This is a genomic window from Streptomyces sp. NPDC048644, from assembly GCF_043199105.1.
Classification (GTDB): domain Bacteria; phylum Actinomycetota; class Actinomycetes; order Streptomycetales; family Streptomycetaceae; genus Streptomyces.
In genome coordinates this window covers 161,730-182,869 of record NZ_JBICVO010000005.1, presented here as the reverse complement: position 1 = coordinate 182,869, position 21,140 = coordinate 161,730, and the positions used below count along the sequence as shown (strand labels likewise).

20 protein-coding genes are annotated in these 21,140 nt (G+C 73.9%); 6 read left to right on the top strand and 14 right to left on the bottom strand.

The window, feature by feature from the left end; translation table 11 throughout:
- The first annotated feature begins 1 nt into the window (after window position 1).
- Window positions 2-325 carry a hypothetical protein gene (locus ACGFNI_RS13215; RefSeq protein WP_393683324.1) on the top strand — a complete coding sequence of 108 codons (324 nt, stop codon included), beginning with the start codon at window positions 2-4 and terminating at the stop codon, window positions 323-325.
- Window positions 326-396: 71 nt separating this feature from the next.
- Here ACGFNI_RS13215 and ACGFNI_RS13210 read toward each other — a convergent pair whose 3' ends face one another.
- From ACGFNI_RS13210 to ACGFNI_RS13200, 3 genes are all read right to left on the bottom strand, one after another.
- The gene (locus tag ACGFNI_RS13210) at window positions 397-1,725 is read right to left on the bottom strand and encodes an Ig-like domain-containing protein (RefSeq protein WP_393683322.1); all 1,329 of its coding nucleotides are present in this window, start codon (window positions 1,723-1,725) and stop codon (window positions 397-399) included.
- Between the two features lie 81 nt (window positions 1,726-1,806).
- Window positions 1,807-3,051: a CaiB/BaiF CoA transferase family protein gene (locus tag ACGFNI_RS13205; protein ID WP_393683320.1), complete on the bottom strand. Its 1,245-nt coding sequence runs from the start codon at window positions 3,049-3,051 to the stop codon at window positions 1,807-1,809.
- Between the two features lie 214 nt (window positions 3,052-3,265).
- Window positions 3,266-3,865 (bottom strand): YIP1 family protein, encoded by a 600-nt coding sequence (locus ACGFNI_RS13200; RefSeq protein ID WP_393683318.1) that lies wholly within the window; start codon window positions 3,863-3,865, stop codon window positions 3,266-3,268.
- Window positions 3,866-3,949: 84 nt separating this feature from the next.
- On the opposite strand from ACGFNI_RS13200, the gene ACGFNI_RS13195 reads away from it, so the two are divergent.
- Complete coding sequence (locus tag ACGFNI_RS13195; protein WP_393683317.1) at window positions 3,950-4,729, top strand: VIT family protein; 780 nt, start codon at window positions 3,950-3,952, stop codon at window positions 4,727-4,729.
- An 11-nt stretch (window positions 4,730-4,740) separates the two neighbouring features.
- On the opposite strand, the gene ACGFNI_RS13190 is transcribed toward ACGFNI_RS13195, so the two are convergent.
- The 5 genes from ACGFNI_RS13190 to ACGFNI_RS13170 all read right to left on the bottom strand — a co-directional run bounded on the left by ACGFNI_RS13190 (window position 4,741) and on the right by ACGFNI_RS13170 (window position 9,983).
- On the bottom strand, window positions 4,741-5,865 hold the full coding sequence (locus ACGFNI_RS13190; RefSeq protein WP_393683315.1) for a P1 family peptidase: 1,125 nt from the start codon (window positions 5,863-5,865) through the stop codon (window positions 4,741-4,743).
- A 91-nt stretch (window positions 5,866-5,956) separates the two neighbouring features.
- Window positions 5,957-6,769, bottom strand: coding sequence for a L,D-transpeptidase family protein (locus ACGFNI_RS13185; RefSeq protein WP_393683313.1), 813 nt, complete (start codon window positions 6,767-6,769; stop codon window positions 5,957-5,959).
- Between the two features lie 517 nt (window positions 6,770-7,286).
- Window positions 7,287-8,444 carry a low temperature requirement protein A gene (locus ACGFNI_RS13180; RefSeq protein ID WP_393683312.1) on the bottom strand — a complete coding sequence of 386 codons (1,158 nt, stop codon included), beginning with the start codon at window positions 8,442-8,444 and terminating at the stop codon, window positions 7,287-7,289.
- A gap of 12 nt (window positions 8,445-8,456) precedes the next feature.
- A complete protein-coding gene (locus tag ACGFNI_RS13175; protein WP_393683310.1) occupies window positions 8,457-8,810 on the bottom strand; it encodes a nuclear transport factor 2 family protein in 354 nt (117 codons plus the stop codon).
- A gap of 141 nt (window positions 8,811-8,951) precedes the next feature.
- Window positions 8,952-9,983, bottom strand: a complete 1,032-nt coding sequence (locus ACGFNI_RS13170; RefSeq protein ID WP_393683308.1) for a methyltransferase — start codon at window positions 9,981-9,983, stop codon at window positions 8,952-8,954.
- A gap of 198 nt (window positions 9,984-10,181) precedes the next feature.
- On the opposite strand from ACGFNI_RS13170, the gene ACGFNI_RS13165 reads away from it, so the two are divergent.
- Window positions 10,182-11,543, top strand: a complete 1,362-nt coding sequence (locus ACGFNI_RS13165) for an amidohydrolase (protein ID WP_393683307.1) — start codon at window positions 10,182-10,184, stop codon at window positions 11,541-11,543.
- 108 nt (window positions 11,544-11,651) lie between these two features.
- The gene (locus tag ACGFNI_RS13160; protein WP_393683305.1) at window positions 11,652-12,797 is read left to right on the top strand and encodes a MerR family transcriptional regulator; all 1,146 of its coding nucleotides are present in this window, start codon (window positions 11,652-11,654) and stop codon (window positions 12,795-12,797) included.
- Between the two features lie 49 nt (window positions 12,798-12,846).
- On the opposite strand, the gene ACGFNI_RS13155 is transcribed toward ACGFNI_RS13160, so the two are convergent.
- From ACGFNI_RS13155 to ACGFNI_RS13135, 5 genes are all read right to left on the bottom strand, one after another.
- Window positions 12,847-13,290, bottom strand: a complete 444-nt coding sequence (locus ACGFNI_RS13155) for a hypothetical protein (RefSeq protein ID WP_393683303.1) — start codon at window positions 13,288-13,290, stop codon at window positions 12,847-12,849.
- Window positions 13,291-13,560: 270 nt separating this feature from the next.
- Complete coding sequence (locus tag ACGFNI_RS13150) at window positions 13,561-14,277, bottom strand: DUF4232 domain-containing protein (protein ID WP_393683301.1); 717 nt, start codon at window positions 14,275-14,277, stop codon at window positions 13,561-13,563.
- 189 nt (window positions 14,278-14,466) lie between these two features.
- Window positions 14,467-15,678: an FAD/NAD(P)-binding oxidoreductase gene (locus tag ACGFNI_RS13145; RefSeq protein ID WP_393683300.1), complete on the bottom strand. Its 1,212-nt coding sequence runs from the start codon at window positions 15,676-15,678 to the stop codon at window positions 14,467-14,469.
- A 68-nt stretch (window positions 15,679-15,746) separates the two neighbouring features.
- Window positions 15,747-16,547 (bottom strand): sulfite exporter TauE/SafE family protein, encoded by an 801-nt coding sequence (locus ACGFNI_RS13140; RefSeq protein ID WP_393683299.1) that lies wholly within the window; start codon window positions 16,545-16,547, stop codon window positions 15,747-15,749.
- Window positions 16,532-17,335 carry a GntR family transcriptional regulator gene (locus ACGFNI_RS13135; RefSeq protein WP_393683297.1) on the bottom strand — a complete coding sequence of 268 codons (804 nt, stop codon included), beginning with the start codon at window positions 17,333-17,335 and terminating at the stop codon, window positions 16,532-16,534. The genes ACGFNI_RS13140 and ACGFNI_RS13135 overlap by 16 nt, the downstream gene beginning before the upstream one ends.
- Before the next feature lie 281 nt (window positions 17,336-17,616).
- Between ACGFNI_RS13135 and ACGFNI_RS13130 the strand changes: the two genes are divergently transcribed.
- Window positions 17,617-18,984, top strand: coding sequence for a rhodanese-like domain-containing protein (locus ACGFNI_RS13130; RefSeq protein ID WP_393683295.1), 1,368 nt, complete (start codon window positions 17,617-17,619; stop codon window positions 18,982-18,984).
- Here the strand turns inward: ACGFNI_RS13130 and ACGFNI_RS13125 are convergent.
- Complete coding sequence (locus ACGFNI_RS13125) at window positions 18,960-20,312, bottom strand: MFS transporter (protein WP_393683293.1); 1,353 nt, start codon at window positions 20,310-20,312, stop codon at window positions 18,960-18,962. The two genes, ACGFNI_RS13130 and ACGFNI_RS13125, sit on opposite strands and share 25 nt — an antisense overlap.
- Before the next feature lie 258 nt (window positions 20,313-20,570).
- Here ACGFNI_RS13125 and ACGFNI_RS13120 point away from each other — a divergent pair, with 258 nt between their 5' ends.
- A complete protein-coding gene (locus ACGFNI_RS13120; protein ID WP_393683291.1) occupies window positions 20,571-21,101 on the top strand; it encodes an AMP-binding protein in 531 nt (176 codons plus the stop codon).
- Window positions 21,102-21,140: the final 39 nt, after the last annotated feature.

Sequence of the window (21,140 nt, the reverse complement as noted above, 5' to 3'; positions counted from 1 at the left end):
GATGAGGATATTCGATGGCGGCAGCAATGAACTTCCGTCGCTCGACCCGAGCAGTCCTGCGGATGAATACATGCAGCGCCAGGTGCGCGGGTGGTCGTATCTTCCCGTCGCTTTCGGGGTGCTCATCCCCTGGATGTGGCTCTATTTGGCATTCGCCTATGACCTGCGCAAGGACCTGCCGTTCATCGCCGCGCTGCTGATGCACGCGGGGCTCGGGCTGGTCTGGTACGGGCGGCGTACGTCGCGCCGGGTTCTGGTGTGGGCGGGCGTCGGCTGCTATCCGCTGGCCGTCGCGCTCTGCCTCCTGCTCCAGGACGTCCTGTAGGCCCTGGACGCGGGAATACAGGAAAGCGGCCGGCCCCTCCAGGGGACCGGCCGCTTTCGTGGTGTCAGGGGTCAGGCCGCGCTGCCCGACTGCCACTGGGACCAGGACAGGTTCCAGCCGTTGAGGCCGTTGTCCGGCTGGACGGTCTTGTCGGGGGAGCCCTTGACGATCACGACGTCGCCGATCAGTGAGTTGTCGAAGAACCACTTGCCGGGGGTGTCACCGCCGCCGCCCTTGGAGTCCTGGAGGCCGACGCAGCCGTGGCTGGTGCCGGACTTGCCGAAGATCGAGGGGGAGCCCCAGTAGTTGCCGTGGATGAAGGTGCCGGATGACGACAGGCGCATGGCGTGCGGGACGTCCTTGATGTCGTACTCGCCGCCGAAGCCGACCGTCGAGCCGTCCATCCGGGTCTGCTTGAACTTCTCCGAGATCACCATCTGGCCGTTGTAGGTGGGGTGATCGGCGCTGCCGCCGGAGATCGGGATGGTCTTGAAGGTCTTGCCGTCCCGCTTGATCGTCATCGTCTGGGTGTCCATGTCGACGGTCGAGACCTGGGAGCGCCCGATGGTGAAGTTGACCGTCTTGGACTGGACGCCGGTGATGCCGTCGCCGCCCTGCACGCCGTCCAGGTCGATCTTCATGGTGACCTTGGAGCCGGCCTTCCAGTACTCCTCGGGCCTGAAGTCGAGGCGCTGCGCGCCGAACCAGTGCCCGACGACCTTCTGGCCGCTGCTGGACGTCACCGTGATGTGGGACTGGACGTCCTTCTTGTTGGCGATGACCTTGTCGAAGTTGAACGAGACCGGCATGCCGACGCCGACGGTCTTGCCGTTGTCGGGGGTGTAGGTGCCGATGAAGCTGTTGGCGGACGAGACGGTGGTGAAGCTGGCGTTCTCGGTGGCGGAACGGCCCTTGGCGTCCTTCGCGTTCGCCACCAGCTTGTACTTGGTGCCGCGCTCCAGCTGAGCCCCGGGCTTCCAGGAGAGGCCGTCGCCCGATATGGCGCCCTCGACGGGGGCGCCGGAGTCGGCGACCGTGAGCTTCACGTCGGTCAGCTTGCCGCCGCTGACCTTCACTCCGGTGTCGTTGATGCTGGCGTCCGTGGCGCCGTCCTTCGACGAGACCTTGATCTTGGCGTCCGATGCGTCCTTGGCCGCCGCGGCGTCCGCGCCCGCCTGGCCGTTCTTGCCGTCGCCCGAACCGGCTTCGGCGTCACCCCCGCAGGCGGACAGCGTGAGCGCGCCCGCGGCGAGCAGTGCGGTCACGGCGAAGGTGCGGCGCATCCTGCGGTTGCGGCGAGGGGCTGCTGCGCTCTCCTGCTCGGGCGGCTGGAGCAGCTGGTGCGAGGTACGGGACCGAGCGGTCGCGGTGGTGTCCGGCGATGTCACGAGCTGCTCCATACAAGGGTGTTGTGTTTCCGTGCTGGTAAACAGCACCAACGGGTGATTTTGGTTGCAGGTTGGACGTTCTTGTGGCCGAGGTCACACGCGCGGTGGCAATGGGCTGTCGGGTGGCCCCGACAGCCAGGTTCGCAGCGGGGCGCCGTGTTCGTCCAGACGCGGTGGCGCGTAAGGGGCTGTGACGGGTGTCTCGGAGAGCCGCAGCGGGCTGCTGACCTGCGGAATCCGCCCCTCACCCACCGGCGTTACCGGATCGAGCCCCAGCCGGTCCGCCAACTCCAGGGCTTCGGAGAGGGTGTTGACGGGGCCGCAGGGCACCCCGGCCTCGGCCAGCCGCGGGGCCCAGCCCTGCGGGGTGTCGGACGCCAGGAGATCTTCCAGGGATTTGATGAGGTCTGTCCGGTGCTGCACCCGGTCCTGATTGCGGAGGAAGCGGGCATCTTCCGCGAGTTGGGGTGCGCCCAGTGCCCGGACCAGCGCCCGGAACTGCCCGTCGTTCCCGGCCGCGACGGCCAGCAGCCCGCCCCGGCAGGCCAGCGTCTCGTACGGCGCGATGCTGGGGTGGCGGTTGCCCATCGGGCCGGGGTCGCGGCCGGTCGCCAGATGTCCCGACGCCTGGTTGACGAGCGAGCCGAGCAGCGACGACAGGAGGTTGACCTCCACCAGCTGGCCCCGGCCCGTGCGGTCGCGGTGGCGCAGCGCGGCGAGGATGCCGGTGGTGGCGTCCTTGGCGGTGAGCACGTCCACCAGCGCGACACCGGCCTTCAGCGGCGGCCCGCCGGCCTCCCCGGTGAGGCTCATCAGGCCGCCGACCGCCTGCACCACGAAGTCGTACCCGGCGAGACCCGCGCCGTCGCCCGAGCCGAAACCGGTGATCGAGCAGTGCACGAGACCGGGGTTGGCGGCGCGGGTGGCCGCCTGGTCGAGGCCGTACTTGGCGAGCGCGCCCGGCCGGAAGTTCTCGATCAGCACGTCGGCGCGGCGGGCCAGTTCGCGGGCCGCCGCCGCGTCGTCCGCATCGCCCAGGGCCAGGGCGAGGCCGCGCTTGGACCGGTTGGCGGCGTCGAAGTACGCGGCGGTGCCGTCCGGGGCGAACGGTGGCCCCCAGGCGCGGGTGTCGTCGCCTGCCCCCGGCCGCTCCACCTTGATCACCTCGGCACCCAGGTCGGCGAGGGTCGCCGCGGTCAGCGGGCCCGCCAGCACCCGGCTGAAGTCGGCGACGAGGATGCCGTCGAGGGCACCGGCGGTGGCGGAAGGACCGGCCGTACGGGGCGCGGGCCGCGGGAGAGGGGAGGGCGGCGGCGACTGCTGGGGCGGCTGCGGCACGTGCGTACTCCTCACGTCGCGGACGGTGTGCCGCCATGCTCGGGGACGCTCTTCCCCGCGGGGAAGTCACCGGGTTGTCCAACGGGCCGGACCGTACCCTGCCGCGCCGGAGCGGTGCACCGGACCGTCAGAAGGGCCGACGCGTGCCCGAACGGCGGGCCGACGCGCATCCGAACGGCGCCCGCGCCCGGGGCCGTTCAGTTCCCCGGGCCGTTCAGTTCACCGGGCCGAGCCTGAGGAGTGCCAGGGCCGCCAGCATCTGGACCGATATGGCCGCTGCCGCCTTGTGCGTCGGCAGGTGGTGCTGGCCGCGTATCAGCAGCACCGCGAGGACGTACCCGAAGCCCCAGGTCGTGTAGGTCGCGGCCTGGATGAAGGTGGAGTCGGACGGCAGCCAGCTCGCGATGGCCAGGCGCGGCAGATCGGTCACCCAGAACAGCACGATGAACAGGCTCGCGGTCGGCGCGAAGCGGCCGTTGCCGCCGAGAGTACGGGCGATGGCGTGGGTGACCGCGCCCAGCGCGAAGCTGGCCAGCAGCACACAGCCCACGGCCAGCCCGACGAGCTGGAGCGCCGCGCCGTGGTCGGCCGCCCACTGCCCGTGGAACGCGTCCGCCGACAGCACCCCGATGCATCCGCTGATCAGGGACAGCAGGAGAGCCGCGCTCCACGCGCTGCGGTCCCTGGCCTCGTCCAGCACCTCCACCGGCCGGTACCAGAGGCCGAGTATCAGCCGGTGCCACCACAGCCGACGGCGCTCGGGCGGGTGGCTCTGCGGCTGGACGAGTGTGGGGGGAGGTGGCGGTACGAACATACGGCCGTTCTACCACCGGCGTTTTGGGGGCAACTGCGGGGGAGTCGAACGCGGAGGCGGCGGGGCGGGTGAGACCGTGCCGGGATGAGCGATCACTTCCCCGGGCGCGAGGGCGACACCGGACGCGGCGCCGATGACGCCGGAAGGACCGCGGCGGACGGCGCCGGGCACGAGGAGGCGCACGGCGCCGGGCTCGGCGGGCGCCTCAACTGGCTGCGGGCCGCGGTGCTCGGGGCCAACGACGGCGTGGTGTCCACCGCGGGCCTCGTCGTCGGCGTCGCGGGCGCCACCGGCTCCCGCAGCGCGCTGCTGACCGCGGGTCTCGCCGGACTGCTGGCCGGATCGATGTCGATGGCGGCCGGCGAATACGTATCGGTCTCCACGCAGCGCGACTCCGAGAAGGCCGCGCTGGTGCAGGAGAAACGCGAGCTGGCGGGCGAACCGCAGGCCGAACTCGTCGAACTGACCGGCCTGCTGGAGGGCAAGGGGCTGACACCTGAGCTGGCCCGTGAGGTCGCCGAACAGCTCACCGAGCACGATGCGCTGCGCGCGCACGCCGAGGTGGAACTGGGCATCGACCCCGACGAGCTGACCAACCCCTGGCACGCGGCAGGCGCCAGCTTCCTCGCCTTCACGGCCGGGGCGCTGCTGCCGCTGCTCGCCATCGTGCTGCCGCCCGCCGCGCTGCGGCTGCCGGTGACGGTGGCCGCCGTGCTGGCCGCCCTCGTGGTGTGCGGCTGGGCCAGTGCCGGGCTCGGCGCGGCGCCGGTCGGCCGCGCGGTGCTGCGCAACGCCGGGGGCGGCGCGCTGGCGATGGCGGTGACCTATGTGGCGGGCACGCTGCTGGGCGCCACCGGCAGCTGAGCCGGGCGGGCCTACGGGCGGGTGTCCGCGGCGCCGTACAGCTCGCGGTAGGACGGGAAGTGGCCGCCGGGGCCGTCGACGCCGTCGGCCGCCAGGACCGCGTCGACGACGGCCGCGGTCAGCGCGTCCGCCCCGGCGGCCAGGATGTCGTTGAGCGCCCCGGCCTCCGCGTGCACCCCGAACGCCGGATCGGCGCCGGCCGCTTCGGGCGCGAGCGGGCGGACCGCGGTGGACAGTGCGAAGACGGTGTCGCCGTCGGAGAGCAGATGCACCGGGCGGACCGCGCGGGCCAGGCCGTCGTGCGCGGTGCCTGCCAGCTTCTGAGCCTGGGCGCGGGTGAGCGAGGCGTCGGTGGCGACCACCGCGAGCGTGGTGTTCAGCGGCGGCCCCGCCGAGGCGGCCGAGCGGACCCGCGTCACTTCCTGGGCTTCGGCCAGCCGCCGGAGTGCCGCCGCGTGCACAGCGGGTGCGGGGACGACGGGCAGGCCGTCCGCCGGCTGGTCCTCGTACCACCGGCCGTACAGGGCGCCGGTGCGCGGATCGACCGGAGAGCCGGCGGCGTTGACGGCGGCCAGCGCCGCGACGGTGACACCGGACGGCAGGACGACGCTCGCGCTGCCGATGCCGCCCTTGAGCCCGCCGGCCACCGCGCCCGTACCGGCGCCGACGCTGCCGCGTGCGAACGGCGCGCCCGAGGCACCGGCCGCCGCCTCGGCCGCCGCCCGGCCGAGCGCCGCGTCCGGCCTGGCCCGCCAGTCGCCGCCGCGCCCCAGGTCGAAGAGGGCCGCGGCCGGGACGACCGGCACCACCTGCGCCGGGTGGGGCCCGACGCGGAAGCCGCGGCCCTGGTCCTCCAGCCACCCGGCGACTCCTGACGCGGCGTCCAGACCGAAGGCGCTGCCGCCGGTCAGCACGACCGCTTCGACCCGCTGGACCAGATTGCGCGGATCCAGCGCGTCCGTCTCGCGGGTACCGGGCCCGCCACCGCGTACGTCGACGGCGGCGACGGCGCCGCCCTCGGGGGCGAGGACCACGGTGGTGCCGGTGAGATGTCCGCCGCCGACCCGCTGGGCGTGGCCGACCCGGAGGCCGGGGACGTCGGTCAGGGCGTGCTGGCGGTGCGCTGCGTCGGCCATGCGTCATGGGTACCACGGGCGGCGCGGGCGCGGGCCCTGAGCGGCGGATGAGGCGGCACCGGCCGGGCTGCGGCGCCCGGCCGGCGGACGGTCAGCTGCCGGACGGGCCCATCACGATCACCGGGTGATCGGCCGGGTCCAGGGTCCGCAGCAGTTCCTTCATCACCTCGGGCTTGAGGCTCACGCAGCCCTGGGTGGGCCCGTCGTGGTCGACGTGCAGCCAGACGCCGCCGCCCTTGTCCTCGCCCTCGGGCCGCTGCGCGTCCAGCGGTGAAGTGCCGGTCACCCGGTTGTAGTTGATGGCGATGACGTAGTCGAAGGCGCCTTCCAGCGGCTCGCCCTCGACGCCGGTGCCGTTGGCGACGAAGTTCTCGTCGTGGCTGTAGGGGAGCTTGGTGCCATCGGGCGGGGCCAGCCGGCCACCGGCGTCGGTGAGCGTGAAGACGCCCTCGGGCGAGCGGAGGTCGCCGTAGTGGTGGTCGTCGGTCCAGCCGCGTGCGGCGTTGTGCGCGGCCCACTTGATGCCGGGACGCCAGTCGTCCGACCCCTTGGCGCGGGTGTAGAGGACCACGCGGGAGTTGTAGGAATCGGATCCCTTGCCCGTCACGACCAGCACCTGACGGGAGTCGGACGGTATCCGCTTGCGGACGGCGTCGCTCAGGCCGGGGATCGGGTGGGCGGCGGCAGCGGCGTTCGGCACCGGCTTGTTGGGCGCCGGCTTCTCCGGTCCCGACACCGTCTTCGTGGTGCCGTTCTTGGCCTGCTGCGCGTCGTGGTCATCGCCCGATGCGGGCCAGGCCCACAGGGCGGTGCCCACCAGCGTGGTCAGTGCGAGAGAGCTCACGGCCTTGCCGCGGCCGGACAGGCTCTTGCGCTCGCGGGGCTGAGCGTGGCGCGGGGCCATGGCTGGCGTCTCCTCAGGTACGGACGGGTGGACGGCCCGTGGGCATAAAAAGGGCAATCTGCACCCTACCGTGAGGAGGCCCCTGTGCCGCGCCGACCCCCGCGGGGACGGCCGGAACAAGCGGTCGAATCCCCGGGGAAACCAGCCCTTTCGCGGCGGATTTTCGTCATTCGTTCCCGGTGCGGCATGGGGGCAAGCGGGGCGCTCACGGCCGCCGAACATGGCTGAATATCGCGGCAAATTCCGGTACGGACGGCCAAAGTTGACGGTGGCAGGCGGTCGGCCGCGGGCCGTGGCGAACGGATTTCGGGGGGTGTGTGCGGAGGCCGGTGCCGGGGTGTCAGATGCGGGAGCAGGGTGGGGGCCATCCGGGGCGGGTACGGCGTTTTCTTCACGCTTCCGGGCGAAGCGGAATGAGTGCCGCGAAGGACCCGAATTCGGCGTCGTGTTCACCGCAACGGCGCAGCGCGGATCCGGCCGGATGGCGGCGGGCGGCCCGTGCCGGGTGCGGACGGCGCTATTCCGTCAGGGCTGTGCCCTGACGGGTCGTGAGGGTCACGCCGACGGCGACCGCGGCCGAACCGACCAGGCCCGCCGCGAGGACCGCGAGGTGTCCGGCGAAGGTGCAGGCCAGGATGAGGACCGCGGCGAGCGGCAGGACCAGTTGCTGGGCGATGCCGCGCTTCTGGTGGCGGGAGTGGATCAGCCAGACCGTGACCAGGAACAGGGCGGCGGGCACCGTGACGCACGCGGACGCCGCCAGGGTCGACAGGTGGGCCTTGCCCACCGACTCCTCCACCGCCACCTCGATGCCCGCGCCGACCGCGGCGGCCGACCCGTACACCAGGTAGTGGCCGTAGCCCCACGTGAACGCCTGGCGGCTGGAGCGCAGATGCAGGTGGATGGGGACCGCGAAGTAGATCCAGTACGCGGCGAAGACCAGCAGCAGGCCGCCCGCCGCGATCGGCAGCAGGGAGCCCAGCTCGTCGTTCTCGTCCAGCGCCGACTGCACGGCGACGGTGGCGGCGGAGATCGTCTCGCCCAGCACGATGATGGTGAACAGGCCGTAGCGCTCGGCGATGTGGTGCGGGTGCCAGGCGGTCGGCCGGTCCCGCTCGGCGAAGGCCGGAACGGACATCTCCAGGAGCGCCATGACCAGGAACACCCACGGCCTTCCGGTCTCCGGCAGGAACAGCAGGGCCAGCCAGCCGACCTGGCACAGGCTCACACCGACCGCGTAGCGCAGTGCGGTGCGGCGTTCCGCGCCGCGGCAGCCGTGCGCGGCCCGCAGCCACTGGCTGACCATGGCGAACCGCATGACCACGTAACCGAACCAGACCACCGTGAACTGGTTGTCGTTGAACGCCCGCGGCACACCGGCCGCGAGGATCAGCACCCCGGCGATCTGGACCAGCGTCACGACCCGGTAGAGCGTGTCATCGGTGTCGTAGGCCGAGGAGAACCAGGTGAAGTTGAGCCACGCCCACCAGATGGCGAAGAAGAGCATGAGGTAGCCGATGATGCCGTGCCAGGGGTGGCCTTCGGCCAGCGCGTGCACCAGTTGACGGCCCACCTGGGCGATGCCCACGACGAAGCACAGGTCGAAGAAGAGCTCCAGGGGCGTGGCGGCGCGGTGGGCCTCGTCGGGGCGGCGCGCCCGCATACGGACCGGCACGGTGGCCGCCCGTCAGCCGGTGATCCGCATCAGCGTGATGCGGTCGCCGTCGACGGTGAAGGCGAAGTCGGAAGGACCGTTGAAGCCGTTGCCGCCCACCCGGGCGCTGACGGTCGTGGTCGGTCCTTCGGTGCGGGCGCCTGTGACCTCCAGGGTGACCTGCTTTCCGGTGAACTCGGCTTCGCTCCAGCCGCGGATCTCGGTACGGCCGCGGAACTCGCGGCCCCAGTCGTTGACCGTGCCGTCGTGGGCGAAGCAGTCGGCGAAGCCGTCCGCGTCACCGCCGTTGGCCCGGTACAGCGCACGCTGCACGGGCGGCGGGAGTGGCGTGCCTGACGGGTCCGCCGGGCGGGGCGCGCGGGTCATGGAGGCTCCTTGCGGTCCCGGCCCCGTGCGGGGCGCTCGGGGCCTTCTCCAGTACAGCGCGGGCCGGGCGGGGCCGCCATCGAGCGAGGGGGTGCGGCCGGGCGTGTCGCGTGCGCACGAGTGACGGGCGGGCGTGCGGGGCTACTCGGCGACGGCTTCCACGATCGAGGGGAAGGCGGCGGTCGGCAGGACCCGGGTGAGGCGGAAGCCGCCGGCCGCCAGGAGCGTGGCGAACTCCTCGGCGCTGCGCTCCCGCCCGTCGGTCACCGTCAGCATCGCGACGTCCATCGTCTTGCCGAAGTGCGGGGCGTTGCCCGGGGGCAGCACGCAGTCGACGATCAGCAGCCGGGTGCCGGCCGCCATCGCCGACCGGCAGGTGCGCAGCAGGTGCCGGCAGGTGTCGTCCGGCAGGCCGTGCAGCACGTGCTTGAGGACGTAGACGTCGCCGCCGGTGGGTACCGCCGTCAGGAAGTCGCCCTCCTCGGTGCGCCAGCGGCCCTTCAGCTCGTCGCCGTCCAGGAGGTGCCGGGCGAGCGGCGGCGCCTGGTCGAAGAGGACGCCGGTCAGCTCGGGGCGGCGGGCGAGGACGGCGCGCAGCAGCCCGCCGCGCCCGCCGCCGATGTCGACGACGGTGCCGGTCGACGGGAACGGGTAGCTCTCCGCGACGGCCTCGTCGACCGGCAAGGACAGCGCGGAGACGCCGTCGTCGTACTGCGTGCGGGCGGCCTGATCGGATGCCAGGTGGGTGAAGAGCGGCCGGCCGACGAGCCGCTCGAAGGGGGTGCCGCCCTGCCGGACGGCCTCCTCCAGACCGGCCGTGGTCTGTGTGAACAGGCCGTCGGTCGCCATCAGGACGGCGGAGTGCAGCGATTCGGGGATGTCGGTGCGCAGCAGCCGGGCGGTCGGCGTCAACTGGTAGGCGCCCGACGCGTCTTCGCGGAAGATGCCGCGGGCGGCGAGGTAGCGCAGCAGCCGCCGCAGGTGCGGCGGGTGGGTGCCGGTGGCTTCGGCGAGCTGCTCGGGGGTGCGCGGGCCCCGGGCGAGGTGGTCGGCGACGCGGTGGAGGGCCGCGGTGCGCAGGGCAGCGGAGAAGAGGTGGCCCATCGCCTGGTCCATCAGGTGCGTGGCGATGTCGGCGGGTTCGCCGGTCGGTCGGGGGGATGAAGTGGCCAACGTCCGCCTCCGGTCATCGACGTGAACGTCGGTCCACGGTCGCAGCAGCCGGCTCCGGTGTCACGAAGACGCCGTGCGGTACCCGCGAAGTCCGGCCAGATGCAGGCCAGGTACCGGCCAGGGGCGGACCGCGTCCGTGCCGTGGTGATCCGGTCCGAAGGGCGGTGCGCGGGCCGTGTCCCGTGGTCGAATGCGCGTATGAGCGACCGTGACAGTGACCACACCCGCCCCGGCACCCCCGTAACGGACACCGTCCGGGGCCCCGGATCCCGCCCCGGCTCCGATGCCTCCTCCCCTTCAGCGCCCGCCCCGGATGCCGCGCGCGATGCCGTGCTGGCCCCGCTCGACACCCGCATCGCCGGTCTCGTGGCGCTCTACGAAGACCTGCACCGGCACCCCGAACTCGGCTTCGAGGAAACCCGTACGGCACAGGGCGCGGCCCGCCGGCTGACCGACTGGGGCTACGACGTCACCACCGGCATCGCCGGCACCGGCGTCACCGGGGTGCTGCGCAACGGACCGGGCCCTGTGGTCCTGCTGCGCGCCGACATGGACGCGCTGCCGGTCACCGAGCGCACCGGACTCGACTACGCCTCCACCGTCCCCGGCCGGATGCACGCCTGCGGGCACGACGTGCACGTCACCTGCCTGCTGGGCGCCGCCGACCTGCTGGCCGCCGGGCGCGCCCACTGGTCGGGCACCCTGGTCGTGCTGTTCCAGCCCGCTGAGGAGGTCGGCAGCGGCGCCCGCGCGATGCTCGACGCGGGCCTCTACAGCGAGCGTCTGGTGCCGGTACCCGACGTCGTCCTGGCCCAGCACGTCGCCCCGTTCGGCGCCGGTCTTATCGCCTACTGTCCGGGCGCGGCCATGGCGGCTGCCGACAACCTGGAGATCACCTTCCACGGCACCGGCGGCCACGGCTCACGTCCTGAGACCACCGTCGACCCGATCCTGATGGCGGCGTCCTTCGTGCAGCGGGTGCAGTCCGTCGTGGCCCGTGAGGTGGCGCCCAAGGACCAAGCGGTGGTCACCGTCGGCTCGTTCCGGGCGGGCGACTCCGCCAACGTCATCCCCGATCACGCCGTCGTCAAGCTCAGCGTCCGCAGCTTCGACGAGTCCGTGCGGGCCCAGGTGCTGGCCGCCATCGACCGCATCGCGCGGGCCGAGGCGGACGCGTCGGGTGCGGCCCTGGCACCGGAGACGAAGATCCTCGACTCCTTCCCTGTGACCTACAACGACCCGCTGACCCTGCGGGAGGTCAACGAGTCCCTCACCGGACTCTTCGGCGAGCAGCGGCTGTTCGCCTACGACCCGGCATCGGGCAGCGAGGACGCCGGGCTGCTGGCCACCGCGGCGGACGCGCCGCTCTACTACTGGTGGCTCGGCGGCTGGGATCCCGAGGAGTTCCGCACCGCGCTGGCCGCCGGGCGGCTGGCGCAGGACATTCCGTCCAACCACTCGCCGCACTTCGCGCCGGTCGTCCGCCCGACGCTCACCATGGGCGTGCAGGCGCTGGCGACGGCCGCGCTGAGCAGGCTGGAAGCGCCGGACGCCCGCTGAGCAACCGGCGTACCGCCGCGCGCGGTTGACCTTGTCCTTGGGGGAAGCCGCAGCATCGGGCGGGCCGGGCGAGGTGCCCGGTACGAGGAGGACGGACGGGGGCGGGGCGTGGACGGGACGGGCGGGCCGGGCGGCGGGTGCACGGAGCCGCGGGAGCTGCTGACGATCGGGGCGTTCGCCCGTGCGTCCCGGCTCTCGCCCAAGGCGCTGCGCCTGTACGACGAGCTGGGGCTGCTGCGGCCCGCCCGCGTCGACCCGGCCAACGGCTACCGCCGCTACGCACCGGCCCAGTTGGATGCGGCCAGGCTGGTCGCCTGGCTGCGCCGGCTCGGCATGCCGCTGGCCCGGATCCGGGAGGTGTGCGCACTGCCGCACCCCGCCGCTGCCGACGCGGTCGCCGCCTACTGGGCGCAGGCCGAGGCCGACACCGCGGCCCGCCGTGACCTGGCCGTCTTCCTCGTCGACCAGTTGTCCAGGAAGGACACCACCATGAACGCATCCCCCACCCCGCTGTCCCTGCGGGCCGCGGCCGGCACCGACGGCGGTCTGGTCAGGACCGTCAACCAGGACGCGGCGTACGCCGGGCCGCGGCTGCTGGCCGTGGCGGACGGCTACGGCCCCGGCGGCGGCCCGGCCGGCCTCGCGGCGATCGACGCCCTGAGGCCGCTGGAGGGCCAGGACCTGGTACCCGAGCAGGACCCGGAGGGCACCGGACTGCTCAACTCCCTTGAGGCGGCGGCCCGGCGGGCCAACCTCGCCGTCCAGCGGCTCGGCGCTGACCGCGTACCGGGCGAGCCGGGCGGCGGTGAAGCGGGCTGCACCCTCACCGCGCTGCTCCGCTCCGGATCGCGTTTCGGGCTGCTGCACGTCGGGGACTCACGCGCCTACGTCCTGCGGGACTCCGGGCTGGTGCGGATCACCCACGACCACAGCCTCGTGCAGTCGCTCGTCGACGAGGGGCGGCTCACCCCCGAGGAGGTGCCCGCCTATCCGCAGCGTGCGCTTCTGGTGCGCGCACTGGACGGCGGCGCGGCCTTCGCCCCCGACCTCCAGGTGGTCGACGCGCGACCGGGCGACCGGTACCTGCTGTGCACCGACGGGCTGTACGGCGCGCTGCCGGCCGGTGCGCTCCAGGACGCCCTGGCGGCTGCGGCGGGGCCCGAAGAGGCCGTACGGGACCTGATCGCCCTGGCCAGGGAGGCGGGCGGGCCCGACAACATCGGCTGTGTGGTGGCCGATCCGACGGCCGCCTAGGAGGCCCCGTGCCGCGCCTGTCCGCCCGGTGGGTGCGGGCGGGCGCGGGCTACTCGGTGGCGAAGGCCGAGCGCAGCCGGCGGCCGTTCGCGATCAGGACGACCAGGAGCAACAGGACGCCGCACACGGCCTGTTCGCTTTTCAGCCACAGCGGGAAGTCGCCCGGCAGCGCGAGGATGACGGCGATGGCCACCAGCATGATCCCGGAGGCCAGCCGCAGCCGGAGGTAGGAGCGGCGGTGGCCGCGGGCGGTGCGGACGGCGAAGGAGACCATCAGCAGGGACGTGGCGACGACGATGGCCGAGCGGACCCAGACGGCGTCGTTCACCAGGCCGGGATGGTCGCGCAGCGCGATGACGGCGCCGAGGGTGAGCGCGCTGAGGGCGGCGTACCAGCCGACGAGGCGGGTGGTGCTGCGCAGCGCCCGCCGGGTGCGCGGATGGCTCAGGGCTTGCGCCGGAACCGTGGCGGCGGGTGTCTTGCGGGTGGTCATGAGAGGGCCTCCATTTCCTGAATCACCCGCTCCTGGCGGGCAGTTATCAGGATCGGACCCGCTCGCCGTGCCTTCATCGTTCACCTGGACGAGACGCGCAACGGCCGGTCTCGGGGGGCCGTGGGGGCGGCCCCGTAGTGGATGCGGGCCGGTGCCCCTGAGGACTCCGGACGAAGTGGTCTTCGAGAGGGGGCCGGGACCGAGTCCGGCCACTCCGGGGACGGGCGCGTCTTCGGGCACCCGGCCCCGGAACGGCCGCTCAGGGGACGGTCAGCCGATGGGGTTGACGAAGGTGGCCGGGCGGGTGGCGCCCCGCTGGTCGACGAGCGTGCCCCAGGGCCATTCCACGGTCAGTGAGGTGGTCTCGTTGGGCGGGGTGATGTCCGCCCAGGCGGGCTGGTAGAAGCCGTCATCCGCCTTGGTCATGGCGACGTTGATCGTGAAGTCGGTGCTGTCCCCGGGATTCAGGGTGATCGAGCCGTACGTGGCCGACGAGCGCTGCAGCGACCAGCGCTCACCGCCGTTCTCCGACTTGAGGTCCACGCCGGGGAAGCCGCCGATCTTGCAGGTGTGGCCGCCCTTGTTGGTCAGCACGACGCTGGTGGTCGTCGCACCGTCCGCGTCCGGGTCAGGGGCCGCGTCGTCGCCCGTGGCGAACGACGCCTTCAGGCCGGAGGTGTGGCAGCGCTCGACGCCCGAGGCCGTCCGGCCGCCGGCGGCGGGCGCGCTGCCCGCCTGCTTGCCCGCGGTCCCCGCCTCGGCGTCGGCCTTCGGTCCGGAGTCCGCCCGGGGCCCGGAGTCCGGCACCGCGGCGGATGAGCCCGCGCCATCGGAGTCCGCGGCGGCCACCGCCGCGTTGACCTGGCCCGAGGACTTCGCGCCCGCGGTGTCAGAGCCGGAGCAGGCGGTCAGGGTCAGGCCGGCGGCGGCGGTGAGAGCCGCGGCGGCGATGCGCAGGGTGCGGCGACGGGCGGTGCGGGTGCTCATTTCGGGTTCCCCCTGGGGCAGTCGGTGTCGTGCTCTCCTCGGTACGTCACTCACCCTGCCCGGGGCCGCTGGCGCGAGGCTGCCGCCCCGCTAACACCCGGCTAACACCGGCGCGGACGGGCGAACGCGCGCTCGGCGGCGCGGTGTTGGGTGCCGAGTCCCGAGTCCCGAGCCGCTACCGGCCACGGCTCAGGCCAGGCCCTTGAGCATGCCGCGGAAGTACATCTGCGGCAGCCCGTAGCGCTTGAGGAACCACATGTCGGTGCGTTCGCGGGTGGTGTCGATGAAGGGGAACGAGGGGGCGGGCGCCAGGTCGTAGTCGAACTCGGCGAGCAGCATTTTGTGGCGGGCGGTGACCAGGGGGCAGGAGGTGTAGCCGTCGTAACGGGTGGTGGCGGGGCGGCCGGTGAGGCTCGCCCGGAGGTGGTCGACGACGACCGGGGCCTGCTTGCGGATGGCCGCGCCGGTCTTCGACGTCGGCAGGTTCGCCGCGTCGCCGAGCGTGAACACCTCGGGGAAGTCCGGGTGTTGGAGGGTCGCGCGGTCGGCCTTGACGTAGCCGTAGGGGGAGTCGGGGTCGGCCAGCGGGCCGGTTGCCAGCCACTCGGGTGCGCGCTGCGGCGGCACGGCGTGCAGCAGGTCGTAGCGCAGGGTCTCGGTGGAGCCGGTGGCGTGGTCGGTGACCGCCACCTGCTGCGCGGGACCGTCGACGGCCGTCACCTCCGAGCGCAGCCGGACCTCGATGCCGTAGCGCCGCGCGGTCGCCTCCAGCGCGCTGTTGAAGACCGGGACCTTGAACAGCGAGGGTTCGGGCAGCACCAGGACCACCCGGATCGCGTCCAGGACCCCGCGTTTGCGCCAGTGGTCGGCGGCCAGATACGCGATCTTCTGCGGGGCGCCGCCGCACTTGACGGGTCCGGACGGCATGGTGAAGACGGCCGTACCGCGCCGCATCCCGCGGATCAACTCCCAGGTGAGCGGCGCGAGATCGGGCCGGTAGTTGCTGGACACGCCGCCGTGGCCGAGCGCCGGTGCCAGGCCGGGCACGCCGTCCCAGTCGAGGCGGAGACCGGGGGCGAGCACCAGCCTGCCGTAGGAGAGGGTGCGTCCGGCGGCGGTGGTGACGGTGCGCGCGGCCGGGTCGACGGCGGTGGCGCGCTCGCGCAGCCAGCGCACGCCGTCCGGTATCAGCTCGGCCTCGGTGCGCAGGGCGGCCCGCAGCGGTGCCTGGCCGCCGCCGACCAGCGTCCACAGCGGCTGGTACCAGTGCGTTTCGGACGGTTCGAGCACGGCCACGTCGCGGGCCCCGGCCCGGCGCAGGCGGGCGGCGACGGTGAGTCCTGCGGTGCCGCCCCCGACGACGAGTACCTGGTGGTGGGAGGGGCTGACGGCGGATGTCATGAGGGTCTCCTGGTGACGGGATGCGGGAAGGGACGGTCGTCGTAGGGGCGTTGCCGGGGTGTGCTCCTTCAGAGGCGGGGGATGGTGGTGGCCGCCATGGTCAGGGCGATGGCGGCCAGGAGGGCGGCGAAGGCACCGGCCAGGGCGCGGGGCGGCAGGCGGGTGGTGATCCGGTTGCCGAGGCAGCTGCCGAGCGCGGTGCACAGCGCGAAGGCGGTCAGCAGCGGCCAGTCCAGCGGGCCGCCGTCCGCCCGGGTGGCCAGCGCGGTGGCCGAGTTGATGAGGATGACCAGGAGCGAGGTGCCGACGGCGGCCGGCAGGTCGAGGCCGAGCACCAGGCTGAGGGCGGGGACGACGACGAACCCGCCGCCGACGCCGAAGAACCCGGTCAGCAGCCCGACGCCGGTCGCGGTGACCGCCACCCGGACGGGGCGGATACGGCGCGATGGCGCGGGGGGATCCCCTAGGGGTTGCTCCCCGTCCCCCTGCGGGTGGCGCCCGCGCAGGGTCCGTGTCACCAGCGCCGCGGCGACGAGCAGCAGCAGGCCGGCGAAGGCCGCCATGAGGACCGTCGGATCCGCCGCCGCGCTCCACCGGGAGCCGAGGTAGCTGCCCGCCGTGCCCAGCGCGCCGAACGCGCCGCCCGCCGCCCAGCGGACCCGCCCGGCACGGCCGTGGCAGGCGAGCCCGGTGACCGCGCCGACGCCGACCACGACCAGCGCGCCCGTCGTGGCCTCCTGCGGCGACTGCCCCGCCACGTAGACCAGCGCGGGCACCGCGAGTACCGAACCGCCGCCGCCCAGCGCGCCGAGCAGCAGGCCGATCAGCAGCCCGCACGGCAGCGCGGCTGCGGCTATGAGGACGGACACGCGGCCCGCGGCGCGAGGGCGACCGCCCGGCTGTCGTCGGACCACTCGGCGACGAACGCGAAGCGGTCGCCGCGCACCACCGTCTCGCGCCACTCCACCGGGCGGGGGCCGGAGTGCCCGAGCCGTTCGATCGCGAACGCCGGTTCCCGGTCGGCGAGTCCCAGCAGCCACGCCTGCCGGATGTCCGGCAGGAACGGCTGGATCCGCTCCCGGCCGCCGGTGACCTTCACGCCGCAGCGGCCGGACAGCTCCCCGTAGAGCGAGGTGTGCCCGAAGTCGGCCGCCAGCAGCGGCTCGGCGAACTCGGCGGGCAGGTACGCGGTGTCGTGGGCGAGCGGCTCGCCGTCCGCGAGCCGCAGCCGCTCCAGGACGACCAGCGGCGCGTCGGCCACCAGCTCCAGGTGCCCGGCGACGGTGGCGTCCGCCGTCCGCTCCAGCCGCAGCACCTCGCTGCGCTGCTCGACCCCCTGCCCCTCCAGCTCGCGGAAGAGGCTGTAGAGCGAGCCGAGCGGCTGCTGTATGCGCCGGGTGTCCAGGCGGCTGGCGCGACCGCGTTCGGCGATCACCAGGCCGTCCGCGCGCAGCGTGCGCAGTGCCTCGCGGACGGTGTGCCGGCTGACCTCGTACTCGGCGGTGAGCCGGTGCTCGGCCGGGAACTGCGCGGTGAACTCGCCGGCTTCCATGCGGCGGCGCAGGTCGGCGGAGAGCTGGGCCCACAGCGGCAGCGGCGAGCGCCGGTCCAGCGGGCGCGGCCCTGATGCGCCCTGCCGGGGTGGCTCGGTCGTCATGATCGGTTCCTTCGCGGACGTACGGGTGGTGAACGCCGGTCGGCGGGACGCACGATGGCGGGTGCCCCGCCCGCAGGGCGCCCCGTCGCTCCTTAGGACGCCCCGCCCCTGACTTGTCGTCAATCCGGCGGCTGCCTAATGTACGTACATCCGTGCATCCGCACAACGCGGCCTGTCCGGACGTCCGTTCAGCGCGGGAGGCCGGACCCCCGTGGCGACGGCACGTCCCGGGGACCGCGGGGACCACACGCGTTCCGTAGGACGACCTCTGGAGGCCGACCGTGCATTTCGCGCAGTACTACCTCGACTGCCTTTCCCAGGCGTCGTACCTGATCGGCGACGAGACCACCGGGCGGGCCGTCCTGGTCGACCCGCGCCGCGACATCGACGCGTATCTTGCCGACGCGGAGGCGTCCGGGCTGCGCATAGAACTCGTCATCGAGACGCACATTCACGCCGATTTCCTCTCCGGGCACCTGGAGCTGGCGCGGGCCACCGGCGCCGCCATCGCCTTCGGCGCAGCCGCCGAAACCGGCTTCCCCTCCCGGCGGCTGCACGACGGCGAACGCCTCCACCTCGGCCCCGACGACGCGACCGGCGTCACCCTCACCGTGCTCGCCACCCCCGGCCACACCCCCGAATCGATATGCCTTCTCGTCCACGAGGACCCGCAGGACGCCGAGCCGTTCGGCGTGCTGACCGGCGACACGCTCTTCGTCGGCGACGTCGGCAGGCCCGACCTGCTCTCCGCCGCCGGGCGCAGCCCGCAGGACATGGGGGGCCACCTGTACCGCTCGCTGCACAGCAAGCTTCTGCCGCTCCCCGACGCCACCCGCGTCTTCCCCGCCCACGGCGCCGGATCGGCCTGTGGCCGCAACCTCTCCACCGAGACCAGCTCCACCATCGGCGCCCAGCGCCGCCTCAACTACGCGCTGCAACCCATGTCGCAGGACGCCTTCGTCCGCCTGGTCACCGCCGACCAGCCCGCCACCCCCGGCTACTTCGCGCACGACGTGGCCCTCAACCGCGACGGCCACCCGCTCCTGGAGCAGACGCCGCCGCCCGCCCTCACCCTCGACGAGGCCGTCGCCGCCCGCGACGCGCGCGCGGCGGCGCTCCTCGACTGCCGCCCGCTGAGCGCCTACACCCGCGCCCACGTCGCGGGATCCCTGCACGCAGGACTCGACACCCGGTTCGCCGAGTACGCGGGCAGCGTCATCGCACCGGACACCCCGCTCGTGCTGCTCGCGGAGCCGGGAAAGGAGAGCGAGGCCAGGACCCGCCTCGCGCGCATCGGCTACGACCAGGTCATCGGCCACGTCCCCGACCCGTCCGCCGCACTCGCCGCCCACCCCGCCCTCACGGTCACGAGCCACCGCATCACCACACACGAAATCCCCGCGGACCCCGACCAGTTGGTGGACGTCCGCAACCCCGCCGAGTACGCCGCAGGCGCCCTCCCCGGCGCCCGCAACATCCCGCTCGCCGCCCTCCCGTCCCACATCGACTCGCTGGACCCCGGCCGTCCCGTCACCCTGTACTGCCGCACCGGCAACCGCTCGGTGATCGCCGCGGCACTGCTGGAGTCGCGGGGGTTCGGGGATGTGTGCGATGTGGTGGGGGGTTACGAGGCGGTGGTGGTGGGGTGAGGGGGCTTTCTGGCGGTTGAGGCCGCCAGGGCCGCCGCCGCCACCAGGCAGGCCGCGGCCGGGAGGTGGAGGGAGGGGTGGTTGCCGCTCCCGGTCAGACCGAGGCCCGCGGTGATGGTGAGGACGGCCTTGGTCACGCCGGATGCCTCGCCCGCGCGGTCGGGGCGTACGGCGGCCTGGGTGGCGGTGAGGGCCAGGGCGCCTGCCACTCCCAGGGCGGCGGCGGCAGCGGTCGACACAAGGAGGAGGGTGGCGGGGGAGGGGCCGTGCGGGCCGCCCCGGGGGGTCAGCCACAGTGCGACTGCGGCGGTGGCCAGGCAGAGGGCCATCACCGGGACGCTCGCCTCGGGACGCACCCGGCCGGCTGCCGGGCCGCCGGCGGCCAGCGCGGCGGCCGGTGCGAGAAAGGCCAGTCCCGCGCTCATCGGCGACAGCCCGTACAACTGCTGGAGGGCCGACGGGATCACGTACAGGAGGGCGACGGTCGCGGTGTTGGCGACGGCGCCGGCCGCCGTCAGCCTGACGTAGCGGCCGTTGCGGAACAGCGCGAGGTCCACCAGGGGCGCGCGGGAGCGGCGTTCGGCGCGGATGAACACCGCGCCCAGCAGCACCGCGCCGCCCGCCCACGCCCAGGGGGCGACACCGGCGACGGACAGGGCGAGGCAGCCGCACAGGCCGGTCACGGCGGCGGCGCCGGGCAGGTCGGGGGTGCCGGCCGCGGCCGGGTCGCGGGACTCGGTGGCGCGCCGGGCGCAGCAGGCGGCGGCCACGGTCGGCACCACCGTCAGCCAGAACACCGCACGCCAGGACAGGCTCTGCGCCAGCACGCCGCCGGCGAACGGGCCGCAGGCGGTGGCCAGTCCGGCGAGGCCGAGCGCCCGGCCGGTCATCCGCCGCCCGTGCCCGCCGGGGAAGGCGTTGGTCAGCAGCGCGAGACCGGCCGGCATGATCAGCGCGCCGCCCGCCCCCTGGACCACCCTGGCCGCCACCAGGAGCGGCAGCGACGGCGCGAGCGCGCAGCCGGCCGCAGCGGTGGCGAAGAGTGCCAGGCCGATGGCCAGCACCCGGCGTCTGCCGTACAGGTCGCCGAGCCGTCCGGCGGCCGGCATCAGGGCGCCGGCCGCCAGGAGGTAGCCGCCGATCACCCAGGGCACGAGGGCCGGTGGGCCCGGCAGGTCACGTCGGATGACGGGCAGCGCGAGGTTCAGCGCGAAGGCGTCGAGCTGGACGCAGAAGGCGCCGACGGCGACGGCCGTCCACGTCCAGCGGGCCGCGGCGCGGGGCAGGCCGGGGGGCAGGGGTGTGGGCGGGGGTGTGGGCTCGGGCATGCGGAGGCCGCCTCTCGGGTGGGGCGCGTGGTGGGTGCGGGAGGGAGAGGTGGGGAGAGGCGCCCCGAGGCGGGGCAGGAAGGGGCGCGGGCCCGCAGGGGCGGGCGGCGGGTACCGTACGAGGGGGCGGCGGCGTGCCGGTGGTGGCCGGTCGGCGGCCCCGGTGACCTGCGGCGGGGCGGCGGAAGATGCCGTGTACAGCGGACGTTCATCGAACGTTGATGCGTGATCATCAAGCTGGTCCGCATGTTGCGCCGTGTGACCTCAGAGCATGCAGATGATGCCAGCGAACCGCAAGCCACCCACCGGCCGCGCACCTCTCGGGTCGCGCTGACCTGGTCGGGGGAGCCGGGCCGCCTGGAGGAGCTGACGCACGGCATGCTGCTCGACCAGGCCGAGCGGGCCGCCGTCGCGCTCCGCGGTCTCGGCGTCCGCGCCGGTGACCGGGTCGCGGTGCATCTGCCGCTGGTCCCCGAATCGGTGATCGTCACCCTGGCCTGCGGGCAGCTGGACGCGATCCGCAGGACCCTGCCGGTGTCGCTGACCGCACCCGAACTCGCCGAGCGGGCCCGGGAGATGGACGCCCGGGTGCTGGTCACCGCGGACGCGGCGTTCTGGGACGGTGCCATCAGGCCGGTCAAGGCGGTACTCGACCGGGCTCTGGCGCGGGACGCGGCCGGCCCCCGTGCGGCGCAGTGCCCCGTTCTGGTGGTCAACCGCTGTTCCCGCCCGGTGCGGTGGGTACCGGGCCGGGACCGGTGGTGGCACGAGGCGCTGGCGGATGGCTGAGCGGGCGGCCCCTGGCGGGGCAGGGGTCCGCCCGATGGG

Coding starts and splice junctions, on each gene's coding strand:
- ACGFNI_RS13150 (WP_393683301.1), bottom strand. CDS start 14,277: ATGAGCACCCGCACCGCCCGTCGCCGCACCCTGCGCATCGCCGCCGCG.
- ACGFNI_RS13185 (WP_393683313.1), bottom strand. CDS start 6,769: ATGGCCCCGCGCCACGCTCAGCCCCGCGAGCGCAAGAGCCTGTCCGGC.
- ACGFNI_RS13145 (WP_393683300.1), bottom strand. CDS start 15,678: ATGACATCCGCCGTCAGCCCCTCCCACCACCAGGTACTCGTCGTCGGG.
- ACGFNI_RS13195 (WP_393683317.1), top strand. CDS start 3,950: ATGAGCGATCACTTCCCCGGGCGCGAGGGCGACACCGGACGCGGCGCC.
- ACGFNI_RS13165 (WP_393683307.1), top strand. CDS start 10,182: ATGAGCGACCGTGACAGTGACCACACCCGCCCCGGCACCCCCGTAACG.
- ACGFNI_RS13135 (WP_393683297.1), bottom strand. CDS start 17,335: ATGACGACCGAGCCACCCCGGCAGGGCGCATCAGGGCCGCGCCCGCTG.
- ACGFNI_RS13125 (WP_393683293.1), bottom strand. CDS start 20,312: ATGCCCGAGCCCACACCCCCGCCCACACCCCTGCCCCCCGGCCTGCCC.
- ACGFNI_RS13215 (WP_393683324.1), top strand. CDS start 2: ATGAGGATATTCGATGGCGGCAGCAATGAACTTCCGTCGCTCGACCCG.
- ACGFNI_RS13175 (WP_393683310.1), bottom strand. CDS start 8,810: ATGACCCGCGCGCCCCGCCCGGCGGACCCGTCAGGCACGCCACTCCCG.
- ACGFNI_RS13210 (WP_393683322.1), bottom strand. CDS start 1,725: ATGGAGCAGCTCGTGACATCGCCGGACACCACCGCGACCGCTCGGTCC.
- ACGFNI_RS13155 (WP_393683303.1), bottom strand. CDS start 13,290: ATGACCACCCGCAAGACACCCGCCGCCACGGTTCCGGCGCAAGCCCTG.
- ACGFNI_RS13190 (WP_393683315.1), bottom strand. CDS start 5,865: ATGGCCGACGCAGCGCACCGCCAGCACGCCCTGACCGACGTCCCCGGC.
- ACGFNI_RS13200 (WP_393683318.1), bottom strand. CDS start 3,865: ATGTTCGTACCGCCACCTCCCCCCACACTCGTCCAGCCGCAGAGCCAC.